The following is a 13,959-nucleotide window of genomic DNA, read 5'->3' on the forward strand; positions in this document are numbered from 1 at the left end:
GCAGCGGCCCGGACACCCACCGGGTGTCCGGGCCGGGAGAAAGGCGGTCAGGCCTTCTTCTCCTCGGAGTCCTTCTTCTCGGAATCCTTCTCGGTCTTCTCGGAGTCCTTCTCAGCCGAGTCCTTCTCCGCCGAGTCCTTCTTCTCGGGGGCCGAGGCCTCCGGGGACGCGCCGGCGTCGGCGTCGGCCGCCCCGGAGCCGGAGGGGCCGGTCGACGCGGTCGGCTTCTGGCAGCCCTTCTGCTTCGACATCGCGACGCCGACCTCGCCGGACTGGAGCTTCTTCAGAGCCTGGTCACCGCTGGTGCTGATCTTGTTCAGCTCGTCGGCGATGCCCTTCAGTCCGTCGGCGAACTTCGCCTGGTCCTTGGTGTCGAGCGCGTCGACGTCGGTCTTGAGGTCGGCGTACGCCTTGGAGGAGGCGTTGAGCTCCTTCACCGCCTCCTTCTGCGTGGTCTCACCGTCGTCGACCGGCGGCGGACCCGCCGAGTCCACCGCGGCGCCCAGCGACTTGTACGCCTGGGAGATCTGCTGGAAGGCGGCCGAGTCGGTCTTCTGGACATCGGCGGGCTTGCTGTTGTCCGCGGTCTGCTGCTGGATGGAGGCGTTGGCGTTGGCGATCTTCTGCAGTTGCGGCTGAACCTGGTCGCAGACCTTCTTGGCCCAGTCGTTGACCTTGTTGTCGCTGTCGTCACTGCAACCCGACAGCGTCAGTACGAGTACCGCACCGCCGGACAGCGCGGCTGCAAGCTTCTTGTTCACCGGATTGGTCCCTTCCAAGGCTCTCGGCCCCGGAACTTACACGCCGAGGGGGCGACAGCCGGGTGCCGGTCATCCGGTGTGCACGCTTTTGAAGCCATTTGCACCAAGGGAAATGAGGGAGATGCCACTCGTGCAGAGAATCGGACGCACGAGCGGTAACTCACACGAAAGGCTGCTCCTGATCATCGGCCCACGCCTGCGCGGACATCAGCGGACACCGGGGGACACCAGGGGACACCGGGCGTGAGGGCGGACGGCACGTCAGCACGCGCCGCCCGCCTGCCCACTGATCACACGTCACCCGTCAGGTCCCCGGGCGGTCCCGGACAGGACCGGGCAGGCCCGGACGAGCCCGGCGCCGCTCCCGTACGTACGGATCACGGGGCCGCCGCGGGATCCGGCGCGGGGACCGAGGGGCCGCCGCCGCCCGGGGCCTCGTCGTCGCCCACGGCGATGCCCCGCCGCTTGGAGACGTACACCGCGACGACGATGATCCCGATGGCGATGACGGACACCAGCGCCCGCACCCAGGGATTCGTGTCCGCTCCATAGCTGAACTGCACGATCGCCGGAGCGATGAGCAGGGCGACCAGGTTCATCACCTTGAGGAGCGGGTTGATCGCCGGGCCCGCCGTGTCCTTGAACGGGTCGCCGACCGTGTCGCCGATGACGGTCGCGGCATGGGCCTCGCTGCCCTTGCCACCGTGATGGCCGTCCTCGACGAGCTTCTTGGCGTTGTCCCAGGCGCCGCCGGAGTTCGCGAGGAACACCGCCATCAGCGTTCCGGTGCCGATCGCGCCGGCGAGGTACGAGCCGAGCGCGCCGACGCCGAGGGTGAAGCCGACCGCGATCGGCGCCAGCACCGCGAGCAGGCCCGGTGTGGCCAGTTCGCGCAGGGCGTCGCGGGTGCAGATGTCGACGACGCGCCCGTACTCCGGCTTCTCCGAGTAGTCCATGATCCCGGGGTGCTCGCGGAACTGCCGCCTGACCTCGTAGACCACGGCCCCGGCGGACCGCGACACCGCGTTGATGGCGAGCCCGGAGAACAGGAAGACGACCGCGGCTCCCAGGATCAGCCCGACGAGGTTGTTGGGCTGCGAGATGTCCAGGCTCAGACCGAGCTCGCCCGCCCCCGCCCCGACCTCGTCGACCGCCTTGGCGATGGCGTCCCGGTAGGAACCAAAGAGCGCTGCCGCCGCCAGGACGGCGGTGGCGATGGCGATGCCCTTGGTGATGGCCTTGGTGGTGTTGCCGACCGCGTCCAGGTCGGTGAGCACCTGGGCGCCGGCGCCCGTGACGTCTCCGGACATCTCGGCGATGCCCTGGGCGTTGTCGGAGACCGGACCGAAGGTGTCCATGGCCACGATGACGCCCACCGTGGTGAGCAGCCCCGTCCCGGCGAGCGCGACCGCGAAGAGCGCCAGCATGATCGACGTACCGCCCAGCAGGAACGCCCCGTACACGCCGAGGCTGATCAGCAGCGCGGTGTAGACCGCCGATTCCAGGCCGATGGAGATGCCCGCGAGCACCACGGTGGCCGGGCCGGTGAGCGAGGACTTCCCGATGTCCCGGACCGGACGGCGGTTGGTCTCGGTGAAGTAGCCGGTGAGCTGCTGGATGAGGGCGGCCAGGACGATGCCGATGGCCACCGCGACCAGGGCGAAGATCCGCGGATCGCCGCCGTGCCCGGCGATCGCCCCGTCGGTGACCCCGTCCAGTTCGGCGTACGAGGACGGCAGATAGGAGAAGGCGGCCACGGCCACCAGGGCGAGCGAGATCACCGCCGAGATGAAGAAGCCCCGGTTGATCGCGGTCATCCCACTGCGGTCGGCGCGGCGCGGGGCGACCGCGAAGATGCCGATCATCGCGGTGACGACACCGATCGCCGGAACCATCAGCGGGAAGGCGAGACCGGAGTCGCCGAACGCCGCCGTGCCGAGGATGAGCGCGGCGACGAGCGTCACGGCGTACGACTCGAAGAGGTCGGCGGCCATGCCCGCGCAGTCACCGACGTTGTCGCCCACGTTGTCGGCGATGGTGGCGGCGTTGCGCGGATCGTCCTCCGGAATGCCCTGCTCCACCTTGCCCACCAGGTCGGCGCCCACGTCGGCGGCCTTGGTGAAGATCCCGCCGCCGACCCTCATGAACATGGCGACCAGCGCCGCGCCGAGACCGAAGCCCTCCAGCACCTTGGGCGCGTCGGCGGCATAGACGAGCACCACACAGGAGGCGCCGAGCAGACCGAGTCCCACCGTGATCATCCCGACCACGCCACCGGTGCGGAAAGCGATCTTCATCGCTTTGTGCGAGACGGCGGTGAGATCCTTTTCCGGTTCGCCCTCCGCCGGGGTCGCCTCACGCGCGGCCGCGGCCACCCGCACATTGCTCCGTACGGCGAGCCGCATGCCGATGTATCCGGTCGCCGCCGAGAAAAGCGCACCCACCAGGAAGAAGAGGGAACGCCCCGCGCGCTGCGACCAGTTGTCGGCCGGCAACAGGAACAACAGGAAGAACACGACGACGGAGAAAACACCGACCGTGCGCAGTTGTCGGGCCAGATAGGCGTTCGCGCCCTCCTGGACCGCCGCGGCGATCTCCTTCATGCGTTCGGTGCCCTCGCCGGCCGCCAGGACCTGGCGTACGAGCAGCTGGGCGACGATCAGCGCGGCGACGGCGACGACCGCCACCAAGATGACGATCAGCCGGTTGCCGTCCGTGAGTACCGCCGCCGCGAGGGAGACGGGCCGGTCGGAAAATGCGGATTCTTGCGTCAGTGCTGCCATTGGGGTGGTGAAGAACTCCGCCATACGTCCTCCTTGACGCTCAGCGCTCAAGTCGTGGACGGATTGTAGGGAGCGGAACCTGATCAAAACAGTGGGCGGGAAGAGAATTGATCGCTCTCCCCCCAACGCCGAAAGATCAGCGGAGAGATCCTGCTCGAATGCAGTAATAGGGCAGAAGCATTACTGCGACGGACCTCAAGAAAAAAGGCCCTGCTCAGCAGGGCCCGGCAAAACGAAACATCACGCGCACACCTCGGGCCCACGAATCTCAGGCCCCCGGAGCCCGGAACCTCGGAGCCCCGGACCTCAGCACCTGAGAGCGCAGGGGCGGGCGTCAGCGTCTGAGAACGCAAGGGCGGACCTCAGCGCTTGACGGCGCAGGGGCGGGCCACAGGCTCGGCTCACGAGCACGGGCTGAGGTTCTAGCGGCCAACTGGCCTCAGGGCCGCACCGCGGCGACGGCCGTCGGCCAGCTCATACGGATCACTCCGCCGCCCGCACCGGAACGGACCTCCACGTCGTCGACGAGACCGCTGATGACCGCGAGGCCCATCTCGTCCTCGCCCTCACCGTCCGACTCGGGGTCGGGCCGGTCCGGTCCCGCTCCGGAAGCACCGGCGGCGTCATGCGCCCCGGGCTCGGCGGAATCGCCGCCAGGGCCGGGCACGCTGTCCCCGACCTCGATGGAGAACGCCTTCTCCTCCTCGGTCAACGCGACGCTGACCGGCGCGGTGATGCCGTGACTGCGGTGCAGCCCGACCGCGCGACTGCACGCCTCGCCGACGGCGAGCCTGACCTCGTCGAGCACCGCCTCGTCGACGCCGGCCCGGCGCGCCACGGCGGCCGCCACCAGGCGGGCCGTCCTGACATGTTCAGGCTGGGCGCTGAAGCGGAGTTCAACGGTGGCCATGCCATCCCCCTCGAACGTTCGGGCGTACGCCTCAGGGGCCCCGGGCGTGTCGCCCGGCACCCCTGCTCTTCTCCTCCGGAAGCCGACAAAGCCGACAGCCGACCCTGGGGTCGACCGCCTGCCCGTCACGGCCCATGCGCTGCCGCTGCCGGCCTGTTCACTGCCTGCCGACCGGCCCGAGGGCCGGCCTGCTCCGACCTCAGTCGGTGGCGGCGACAGCCTCGTCGACCGTGGTGTGAATCGGGAACACCTTGGTCAGACCTGTGATCCGGAAGATCTTGAGAATGCGCTCCTGGTTGCAGACCAGGCGCAACGAGCCCTCATGGGCCCGGACACGCTTCAAGCCGCCCACGAGCACGCCGAGGCCGGTGGAGTCGAGGAAGTCGACGCCTTCCATGTCGACAACCAGGTGGTAGCTGCCGTCATTCACCAACTCGACCAACTGCTCGCGCAGCTTGGGCGCGGTATACACATCAATCTCGCCACCGACCTCGACGACCGTACGGTCGCCACCAGGCCCGGACACATTGCGAGTCGACAGGGACAGGTCCACGGATCCTCCAGCACCTTGCTATCGAGCGGTCGCCCCTCGGTCTCCCCGACGGAGGCCAGGGGACGGATCGCCAGCCGCGATGGCATTCAATCACTTACCAGCAGCCATGCACGACGCCTTGGGACCATTGTCCGTCACGCCAGTGACACACTCGGTGCCGATGGCCAAGAATCACCGTCCCGGACGACCACCCGAGAGCAGGGGCTCGCGCCCCACTCCCGCCATGATCCTCGACCGGCTCGCCACAGGGGCGGGCCGGGCCGCGCGCATCACTCATACGGAGCACTTGCCCCCGCGATCGGGAACCCATGCCATCTGGCCGGATCGCATCCGGCCAGAAGTGATCTCGGCCATCGAAAAAGCCGGGATCGACCATCCGTGGGCGCATCAGGCGACGGCCGCCGAGCACGCGCTGGACGGCGAATCCGTCGTGATCGCCACCGGCACGGCCTCCGGGAAGTCGCTCGCGTACCTCGCGCCGGTCCTCAGCACCCTGCTGGACGGCTCCGAGGCCCCGAACGGCCGTGGGGCCACCGCCCTCTACCTCGCCCCCACCAAGGCCCTGGCAGCCGACCAGCGGCGCTCGGTGAAGGCGCTCGCGGCCCCGCTCGGCAACGCCGTCAGACCCGCGGTCTACGACGGCGACACCCCGGTCGAGGAACGCGAGTGGGTTCGGCAGTACGCGAACTACGTCCTGACCAACCCCGACATGCTGCATCGCGGAATACTGCCCTCCCATCCCCGCTGGGCGTCCTTTCTGCGCGCCCTGCGGTTCGTCGTGATCGACGAGTGCCACACCTACCGCGGCGTCTTCGGCTCCCACGTCGCCCAGGTGCTACGCCGTCTGCGCCGCCTGTGCGCCCGCTACGGGGCCGATCCGGTCTTCCTGCTGGCCTCGGCCACCGCTGCGGATCCCGCGGTCGCAGCCGGGCGTCTGACGGGCCTGCCGGTGCGGGAGGTGTCCGACGACGCCTCCCCGCGCGGCGAGCTGGTCTTCGCCCTCTGGGAGCCCCCGTTGACCGACCTGCACGGCGAGAAGGGCGCCCCCATCCGCCGGACCGCGACGGCCGAGACCGCCGACCTGCTCACCGACCTGACCCTCCAGGGCGTCCGCTCGGTCGCCTTCGTACGTTCCCGGCGCGGCGCGGAGCTGATCTCGGTGATCGCCAAGGAACGCCTCGCGGAGGTCGACCGTTCGCTGCCGAAGCGGGTCGCCGCCTATCGCGGGGGCTACCTTCCCGAGGAGCGCCGAGCCCTGGAGCGGGCGCTGCACTCCGGCGAACTGCTCGGTCTGGCGGCCACCACCGCCCTGGAACTCGGCATCGACGTCTCCGGCCTCGACTCGGTCGTCATCTGCGGCTACCCGGGCACCCGGGCATCCCTCTGGCAGCAGGCGGGCCGCGCCGGCCGCTCGGGCCAGGGCGCCCTGGCCGTTCTCGTGGCCCGGGACGACCCGCTGGACACCTATCTGGTGCACCACCCCGAGGCGCTGTTCCGGCAGCCGGTCGAGTCGACCGTGCTGGACCCGGACAACCCCTACGTCCTGGCCCCCCACCTCTGCGCCGCAGCCGCCGAGCTGCCCCTCACCGAGCCCGACATCGCACTCTTCGGCCCGGCCGTGCCCGAGCTGCTGCCGCAGCTGGAGGCGGCGAAACTGCTGCGCAAGCGGGCATCGGGCTGGCACTGGACCCGGCGCGAACGGGCCGCCGACCTCGCCGACATCCGGGGCGGGGGCGGCCGTCCCGTCCAGATCGTCGAGGAGGGCACCGGCCGCCTGCTGGGCACCGTCGACGCGGCCGCCGCCCACACGTCCGTCCACGAGGGAGCCGTCCATCTCCACCAGGGCCGCACCCACCTGGTCCGGAAACTGGACCTGGAGGACTCCGTGGCCCTGGTCGAGCAGGCCGACCCGCCGTATTCGACGGTCGCCCGCGACACCACGGCCATCACCGTCCTGGAGACCGACACCGAGATCCCCTGGGGCCAGGGGCGGCTCTGCTACGGCTCCGTCGAGGTCACCAACCAGGTCGTCTCCTTCCTCCGCCGGAAACTGATCACCGGGGAGGTCCTGGGCGAGACCAAACTCGACCTGCCGCCCCGCACCCTGCGCACCCGGGCCGTCTGGTGGACGGTTACCGAGGACCAGCTCGACGCGGCCCGGATCAACCCGGAGATCCTCGGCGGCGCGCTCCACGCCGCCGAACACGCGTCGATCGGGCTGTTGCCGCTCTTCGCCACCTGCGACCGCTGGGACATCGGCGGCGTGTCCGTACCGCTGCACCCGGACACCCTGCTGCCGACGGTCTTCGTGTACGACGGCCACCCAGGAGGCGCCGGATTCGCCGAACGGGCCTTCCACACCGCCCGTACGTGGCTGACGGCGACCCGGGAGGCCATCGCGTCCTGCGAGTGCGATGCGGGCTGCCCCTCCTGCATCCAGTCCCCCAAGTGCGGCAACGGCAACGAGCCCCTGCACAAACGCGGAGCCGTACGGCTGCTCACCGAACTCCTCAGGGCCGCGCCCCCGGAGCCGGACGGAACGACGAAACCGGACGATCGAACCGCCGGAGGACAGAGCGGATAGAAGGGGTGGCGGGGAGGGAGCCGCCGGACAACTGACCGCCGACGAGGCGTCAGAATCCCCTGTCAGGCAGGCAACAGCGGCACGACCAGCCGCTTCAGCTCCGTCTCGCCGATCGCTCCGATCCGTGCCGCAGCGATCCGCCCCTCCGGGTCGACGATGATCGTGAACGGGTATCCGGCGGTGTTCACCACGCCCTTCGGAAGCCGAAGGAGCTGCCGGCCCTGCGGATCGTGCAGGCTCGGGTACACGAGCTCCGCGTCCTTCTCGAAGGCACGAGCCTTGCCGACCGACACATCCGCGTTGACCCCCACCACCCGCAGGCCCCTGCCCTGCAGTTCCTCGTGCACCCGGGAGAGCCCGGGGGCCTCCGCACGGCACGGGCCGCACCACGACGCCCACGCGTTGACCACGACGACCTTGCCCCGCAACGCCTTCAGGCTGAACCGCCCGTCGCCGTCGACGCGTTCCCCCGCCATCTCCGGCATCTCCACCCGGTCCGCGCGGGCGTACGACTTCAGGGGCGCGGGCCCGCCGGCGCCGTCCGCGGGCGGGGGCGAGGTCGAGCATCCCGCCGGCGCGGCCAGCAGGATGGCCACCGCGGCCGAGGTCCGTAGCGTCTTCACGTTCGTCGATGATGCCACCGGGGTCGCGGGCCGACACAGGTGCCCGCCGCGAAGCACCCGGGCGGGCCGAACGACCGGCCCAGCAGTCGTTCCCTCGGGCGACCAGCCGGACCCGGTAGGCCCGCGTCCGGGCGGCCCGAGCGGCCTGGGTCCTGGTCGCTCGGATCCGGGAGTCCAGGTCGACCTGAGTCCGGGCCGTGTGGGCTGCCTCATCGGCCTGGTCTGCCTCATCTGCCTCGCCCGCTGTGGCGCGGGAGGCGGTCGGGGGCCCGGCCCGAGCTCTGACGGCGGGTTCGTAGGGCCCGAACCCCGAACGGGCGGTCACATCGGCGATCTCCCCGTGCACCGCGCAGTGAACGATCACGGCGCCCTGCGCCAGGGCTACCCGCCGAGCCGCCTCGCACGCCACCGGCGCCCCTTCCAACGCCCGGTCCGCTGCCGCGAGGGCCGCCAGATCCGCGGCTCCGCCCGCCCGGTGACGGGCAGCCACAGCCTGCCCCAGCGCGAGCACCACGGCGAACACGGTGCACAGACTGGCCGCGGTGACAGCCACCCACACCGTCGCCACACCCCGATCCGCACCCCGGCCCAAGCCCCGGCCCGCGTTCCAACCCACGATCCGATCTACGCCCCGGCCCACCCTCCTGCCTAAGGCTCGCCCCACACCCAAACCCAAACCGCTGCCCTTGCTCGCGCCCTGCCCCCAGCCCCAGCCTCGCCCCCGGCCCCGGCACCGGCACCGGCACCGGCACCACCGTCGGGGCACATCCTGACGACAACCCCCTTTCGGCCCCCGGCCATCGCCCCCGCTCGCCCTCATAGCCCGGCACCTCCCACCGTTTCCCCAACCGTCTGCCCCGCCGCTTCCCCCACCGTGTCCTCCGCCAGGGATGCCGCCTCGGCGCTCAGCGTCAGGGCCAGCACGCCCGGCCCCGGGGTCGGCGCCTCCACCCGGACCCGCCACAGGTCTCCCGCCCGCCCGACCTCGACCCGGGCACCGTGGGGCGCCGCGTCACGCGCGGCTTCCAGCACCGCCGCCTCCGGCTCTGAACGCGCCGCGGCCCGTGCCCCCGCCCGCGCCGCGTCCACGCAGCGGATCTGATCCGAGGCCGCCATCAGCGCCCACAGCAGCGACATGACGAAGGCCACCAGCACCGGGATCACCACAGCCGCCTCAGCGGTCACCGCGCCCCGGTCACCACACCCGTAGCCGCTCCCGGTCCGGCCCCGGTGCCGCCCCCGGGGAAGGTCGCCGTCCGACGCCACGGGACCCTTCCCCGGGCTCGGCCGCGACGGGATCTCAGAACTTCGCATCGAGCGCGTCCTCGACCAGTGACTGCAGCGCCGACAGCACCGGCCCGCTGTTCACCACCTTGTAGAGCACCGCCGCGAAGGCGCACGCCGCGATGGTTCCCACCGCGTACTCGGATGTGGTCATCCCTCGGTCGGACCGGCCGAGCCGCCCCTCCCACCGTGCGGACCACTTCGCCGGCAGGCCCGGCACCCTTGTGGACAGCCGTCCCTCGCGCAGTGCGTCGACGGTCCGGTCCCAGAGCTTCTTTTCCATTTCATCCCCCGATGAGCATCGATGACGAGTGGGTGCCCGAGCGGAACACCCGTGAGTGAGAGCGAAAGTGAATGACCAGCAGGTCACTGCCGGTCGCGCGACGTGCGCCGGCTCACCGGCCCGGCCGGCCGGACGCAAGCAGGTCGCCGGCCAGGCCGATGATCACCGGCGCCACCCCGACCGCCAGGAAGGCGGGGAGGAAGCAGAGGCCGACCGGAGCGGTGATCAGCACCCCGGCCCGTTGCGCCCGCGCCACCGCCGCACCGGCGCGCTCGGCGCGCATCGATTCGGCCAGCCTGGCGACCGGCTCCGCGGCCGGGGCCCCTGTCGAGCCGGCCCGGTGCAGACAGCGGGCCAGTGGGCCGGCGCCCGGTATCTCCGCGAACCGGCCCCACGCCTCCGCCGGTTCGCCGCCGAGGCGGATCTCGGCGGCGGTTCGGGCGAGCCGGTCACCGACCGGGCCGCCGATGGACTCGCCTACCTCCTCGGCCGCTTCCCGGGGTCCTGCCCCGACCGCGATACAGGCGGCGAGCAGATCCGCGGCCAGCGGAAGCTGCCCGGCGATCACGGCCCGCTCCGGATGGGCACCGCCGGGGCCAGGCCGGGGCCGGGTCCGCTGCCACCGCCATGTCCCGTACGCCGCGGCCGAACCGACGGCGCAGCCCATCACGCCGCCGATCAGAATCCATCCGGTGAGCCAGGCCCCGGTCGGGGCCGCCCACCGCCGAGCGGCCTCGGAAAGACCCGAATCAGCGCTCGACCGGAACGGTGCGGTCATCCGGCTCCACCTGCCTGGCCGTGCCACCGCGACCGCGCCCAACAGCAGCGCGCCCCGCCTGCGCACCCCTCGCTTCCGGTACCTGGCGGTGGTCATTGCCGCCAGCTGCGCCGCCAACCCCAGTGCGGCCGCCGACATCCCCAGGCTGTGGAGAACTTCTCCGCCCACCACGTTCACGCCGCCTCCCCTCCACGCACGATCCGGCAGGCCCAGAACAGGCCGGCCGCCTCCAGGAACGCCCCCGCTGCCAGACACGCCAGGCCGCCCGGGGTGTGCAGCAGTACGCGCAGGGGGTCGGCTCCGAGGGCCGCGCCCAGCCCCAGACCCGCGACCGGGAGCAGCGCCAGGACCACGACCGTCGACCACGCTCCCGCCAGTTGAGCGCGCAACGCCTCCCGTCTGCGCCGGTCCTCCCGCAGCGCGGCCTCCAAGCGCTCCAGCCCGGTGGCCAGGCCGGCCCCACCGTCCACGGCCACTCGCCAGCACGCGGCCATCCCGGACAGACCCGCCAGCCCCGGGCCCGCCGCGGCCTGCCGTAGCGCTGCCGGCACATCGCCGCCGAACCGCGCCGCCGCCAGCACCGCTGCCTCCGCCTCCCCCAACCGACGGCCGGTAGCGGCCGCCGTCGATGGGCCGTCCTCCGCCAAGCCCTCGCGCAGTGCGAAGAGCAGCGCCTGTCCCGGCTCACGGCCGGCCCGCAGCTCACCGACCACGGCTCCGCACAACGCCGCCACCGCGGTCGCCGCCTTCTCCGCCTCCCGCGCCCCGGCACGCTTCCGCAGCCAACGGCGTACCAACGGGACCGCCACGGCCCCCGCGACCAGCGGCAGCACCGAGCCGCCCAGCACCGCCAGCAGCACCGCGACCGGTACGCACCACCACTCCCGACGCCCCCGGACCGATTCCGACACGCACCCCAGGGCCTTACGCAGCCGTGGCCACCGGCCCCACCGCCGATGTGACACGGGCGGAGCGTCCACGAACAGCACCCGCGCCCGCCTCACCCCCGGATCCCTCACCATCGCGAGCCACACCGCCGAACCCGCGCAGAGAGCCACCGCGTGGGCCGCGTACGCGGACGTTCCCTCCGTCACAGGGCACCTCCGATCAGCGACCGCAGCCGTTCCCATCCCCGCTCCGGAACGAATCCACCGACGCCCCAGCTCAGGGCCGGCACCGTGAGGACCAGACCTGCCGCGTCCCGCTCCAGGACGTGCACCTCGGCGACCCGCCGTTGCCCCGCGCGGTCCCGCACGAGATGCACGACCACCGAGAGCGCGGCCGCCAACTGGCTGTGCAGGGCGACCCGGTCAAGACCGGCCGCGGTACCCAGCGCCTCCAGCCGGGCGGGGACATGCTCGGCGGCGTTCGCGTGGACCGTGCCACACCCTCCTTCGTGTCCCGTGTTCAACGCGGCCAACAGCTGGGTGACTTCGGCGCCTCGCACCTCTCCGACCACCAGCCGGTCGGGCCGCATGCGCAGCGCCTGCCGCACCAGATCCCGCAACGTCACCCGGCCCGCGCCCTCCTGATTGGCCGGACGAGACTCCAGGCGGACCACATGCGGGTGGTCCGGCCGCAGCTCGGCGGAGTCCTCGGCGAGCACGATCCGTTCGTTCGCGCCCACCGCGCCCAGCAGACTGGCGAGGAGCGTCGTCTTACCCGCCCCCGTACCGCCGCTGATCACGTAGGAGATCCGCGCTTCCACGAGGGCCCGCAGGATCCGGTCGCCGCCGGGCGGCACCGTGCCCGCGTCCACCAACTCCGCGAGCGAGAAGGCCCGCGGCCGCACCACACGCAGGGAGAGGCAGGTGGAGCCGACGGCCACCGGGGGCAGTACGGCGTGCATCCGGGTGCCGTCGGGCAGTCGGGCGTCCACCCATGGCCGTGCGTCGTCCAGCCTTCTGCCGGCCACCGCGGCAAGGCGCTGGGCCAGCCGCCGGACCGCCGCCGCGTCCGAGAAGGTGACGCCCGTCAGTTGGAGACCACCGCCCCGGTCCACCCACACCCGGTCCGGCGCGGACACCAGCACATCGGTCACCTCCGGATCCGCGAGCAACGGCTCCAGCACTCCCGTGCCGACGAGCTCACCCCGCAGCTCTGCCGCGGCTCCGAGCACCTCGGCATCCCCCAGCAGCCGCCCCTGGGCCCGCAGAGCAGCGGCCACTCCGGCCGGGGTGGGAGCAACGCCGCTGCGGGCCAGCCGCTGGCGTACGGCGTCGAGCAGTTCGTCCGTCATGCCGTCCCTCCCCCGGGCGGGCCGGTCAAGGGGCTCGTGTCGCCGGCCGCCGCCGCCTGTTCCCAGAAGGCCGAACAGAACCGGGCCAGCGGGCCCCGGGCACTGCCGCCGGGCGGGGTGCCAGCGTCCTGGGAGGCCAGAAGGTCTGATTCCCAGGGGAGTTCACCGACGAGCGGGAGGCCGATGGCCCGGGCGACCCACTGCCCGTCCAGACCTGACGCATACGGCCCCCGGGGCACCACCCGCAGGTCGTCGAGAACCATTCCGGCCGTGGACGCGACGCGCTTGGCCGCCGCGACCGCGCGCAGTTCACCCGGCACCACGAGCAGGCCGAGATCGAGTTGGGCCAGGGCTTCCGCGACCCCCTCGTCGACCCGGCGCGGGAGGTCCACGACCACCACCCCGCCGAGTCGGCGCGCGGCGGCGAGCACGGCCCGCATCGCCTGCGGCGGGATCACCACCTCATCGTCCCGCCCCCAGCTCAGCACCCGCAGCCCGTGGAGCGCGGGCAGCGAGTCCTCCAGGGCTCCGCCGCCGAGACGCCCCTTCGACTGCGCAAAATCCGGCCACCGCATGCCTTCGGTCCGTTCGCCGCCGAGCAGGACGTCGATCCCGCCGCCCAAAGGGTCGGCGTCGATCAGCATCGTCCGCCGACCGGACCTCGCCGCACTCACGGCAAGGGCACAGGCCAGCGTCGATGCGCCGGAGCCGCCCCGCCCGCCCATCACGCCGACGGTTAGCGCGGGCCGTCCCACGCCTTCGGCGGCGTTGGCGATCTGGTCGACGAGCCAGCCCTCGGAATCGGGCAGTCGCAGCACATATTCGGCCCCGATCTCCACGGCCCGGCGCCACACGTCCGGATCGTCCTGGTCCCGGCCGACCAGCATCACCCCCTTCCTGCGGCCGGCGCCCCGACATCGCGCGGCGGCGTCATCTCCCACCAGCACCATCGGAGCCCGCTCCCAGCCGCCACGACGTCCGGGCGGCCCGTGATGAACCTCCGGCTCGGCTCCGGCCGCCGCGCACAGCCGCAGCAGGTCGTCGAGCAGCTCCACGTCCTCCGTCACGATCAGCGGGCCTCCGCGCCGCCCCTCGGCGACCGCCGCTCCTTCTCCTGCGAGGGATCCAGCCACGATCTCCGCCCCCTTCTCACTGCCCCTT

General features: G+C 72.1%; 12 protein-coding genes and 1 pseudogene. 1 reads left to right on the top strand and 12 read right to left on the bottom strand.

Features of this window, described 5'->3' with window-relative positions; genetic code table 11:
• Nucleotides 1-47 precede the first annotated feature (47 nt).
• The 4 genes from G3I54_RS28525 to G3I54_RS28540 all read right to left on the bottom strand — a co-directional run bounded on the left by G3I54_RS28525 (nucleotide 48) and on the right by G3I54_RS28540 (nucleotide 5,007).
• The gene (locus G3I54_RS28525; protein WP_164618504.1) at nucleotides 48-761 is read right to left on the bottom strand and encodes a small secreted protein; all 714 of its coding nucleotides are present in this window, start codon (nucleotides 759-761) and stop codon (nucleotides 48-50) included.
• A gap of 377 nt (nucleotides 762-1,138) precedes the next feature.
• The gene (locus tag G3I54_RS28530) at nucleotides 1,139-3,568 is read right to left on the bottom strand and encodes a sodium-translocating pyrophosphatase (RefSeq protein ID WP_164618506.1); all 2,430 of its coding nucleotides are present in this window, start codon (nucleotides 3,566-3,568) and stop codon (nucleotides 1,139-1,141) included.
• Between the two features lie 415 nt (nucleotides 3,569-3,983).
• Nucleotides 3,984-4,454, bottom strand: coding sequence for an ATP-binding protein (locus G3I54_RS28535; RefSeq protein ID WP_164618508.1), 471 nt, complete (start codon nucleotides 4,452-4,454; stop codon nucleotides 3,984-3,986).
• A 199-nt stretch (nucleotides 4,455-4,653) separates the two neighbouring features.
• Nucleotides 4,654-5,007: an STAS domain-containing protein gene (locus G3I54_RS28540; RefSeq protein WP_003967428.1), complete on the bottom strand. Its 354-nt coding sequence runs from the start codon at nucleotides 5,005-5,007 to the stop codon at nucleotides 4,654-4,656.
• A 79-nt stretch (nucleotides 5,008-5,086) separates the two neighbouring features.
• Here G3I54_RS28540 and G3I54_RS28545 point away from each other — a divergent pair, with 79 nt between their 5' ends.
• Nucleotides 5,087-7,591 carry a DEAD/DEAH box helicase gene (locus G3I54_RS28545; RefSeq protein WP_164618510.1) on the top strand — a complete coding sequence of 835 codons (2,505 nt, stop codon included), beginning with the start codon at nucleotides 5,087-5,089 and terminating at the stop codon, nucleotides 7,589-7,591.
• A 62-nt stretch (nucleotides 7,592-7,653) separates the two neighbouring features.
• Here the strand turns inward: G3I54_RS28545 and G3I54_RS28550 are convergent, their stop codons facing one another.
• From G3I54_RS28550 to ssd, 8 genes and pseudogenes are all read right to left on the bottom strand, one after another.
• Nucleotides 7,654-8,214 (bottom strand): TlpA disulfide reductase family protein, encoded by a 561-nt coding sequence (locus tag G3I54_RS28550; protein ID WP_343240450.1) that lies wholly within the window; start codon nucleotides 8,212-8,214, stop codon nucleotides 7,654-7,656.
• A gap of 262 nt (nucleotides 8,215-8,476) precedes the next feature.
• Nucleotides 8,477-8,806, bottom strand: a pseudogene (locus G3I54_RS28555) (Rv3654c family TadE-like protein); the annotation flags it as partial.
• A 224-nt stretch (nucleotides 8,807-9,030) separates the two neighbouring features.
• On the bottom strand, nucleotides 9,031-9,399 hold the full coding sequence (locus G3I54_RS28560; RefSeq protein WP_164618512.1) for a TadE family type IV pilus minor pilin: 369 nt from the start codon (nucleotides 9,397-9,399) through the stop codon (nucleotides 9,031-9,033).
• Between the two features lie 115 nt (nucleotides 9,400-9,514).
• Nucleotides 9,515-9,781, bottom strand: coding sequence for a DUF4244 domain-containing protein (locus G3I54_RS28565; RefSeq protein WP_164618514.1), 267 nt, complete (start codon nucleotides 9,779-9,781; stop codon nucleotides 9,515-9,517).
• A gap of 112 nt (nucleotides 9,782-9,893) precedes the next feature.
• Entirely contained in the window at nucleotides 9,894-10,736 is an 843-nt protein-coding gene (locus tag G3I54_RS28570) for a type II secretion system F family protein (protein WP_164618516.1), read from the bottom strand.
• Nucleotides 10,733-11,653, bottom strand: a complete 921-nt coding sequence (locus G3I54_RS28575) for a type II secretion system F family protein (RefSeq protein ID WP_343240451.1) — start codon at nucleotides 11,651-11,653, stop codon at nucleotides 10,733-10,735. Before G3I54_RS28575 ends, G3I54_RS28570 begins: the two co-directional genes overlap by 4 nt.
• The gene (locus tag G3I54_RS28580) at nucleotides 11,650-12,798 is read right to left on the bottom strand and encodes a TadA family conjugal transfer-associated ATPase (protein ID WP_164618519.1); all 1,149 of its coding nucleotides are present in this window, start codon (nucleotides 12,796-12,798) and stop codon (nucleotides 11,650-11,652) included. The genes G3I54_RS28575 and G3I54_RS28580 overlap by 4 nt, the downstream gene beginning before the upstream one ends.
• Entirely contained in the window at nucleotides 12,795-13,931 is a 1,137-nt protein-coding gene (gene ssd / locus G3I54_RS28585) for a septum site-determining protein Ssd (protein WP_164618521.1), read from the bottom strand. Before ssd ends, G3I54_RS28580 begins: the two co-directional genes overlap by 4 nt.
• Nucleotides 13,932-13,959 lie beyond the last annotated feature (28 nt).

Source organism: Streptomyces sp. SID14515 (assembly GCF_010548505.1).
GTDB classification, from domain to species: Bacteria; Actinomycetota; Actinomycetes; order Streptomycetales; family Streptomycetaceae; genus Streptomyces; species Streptomyces caviscabies.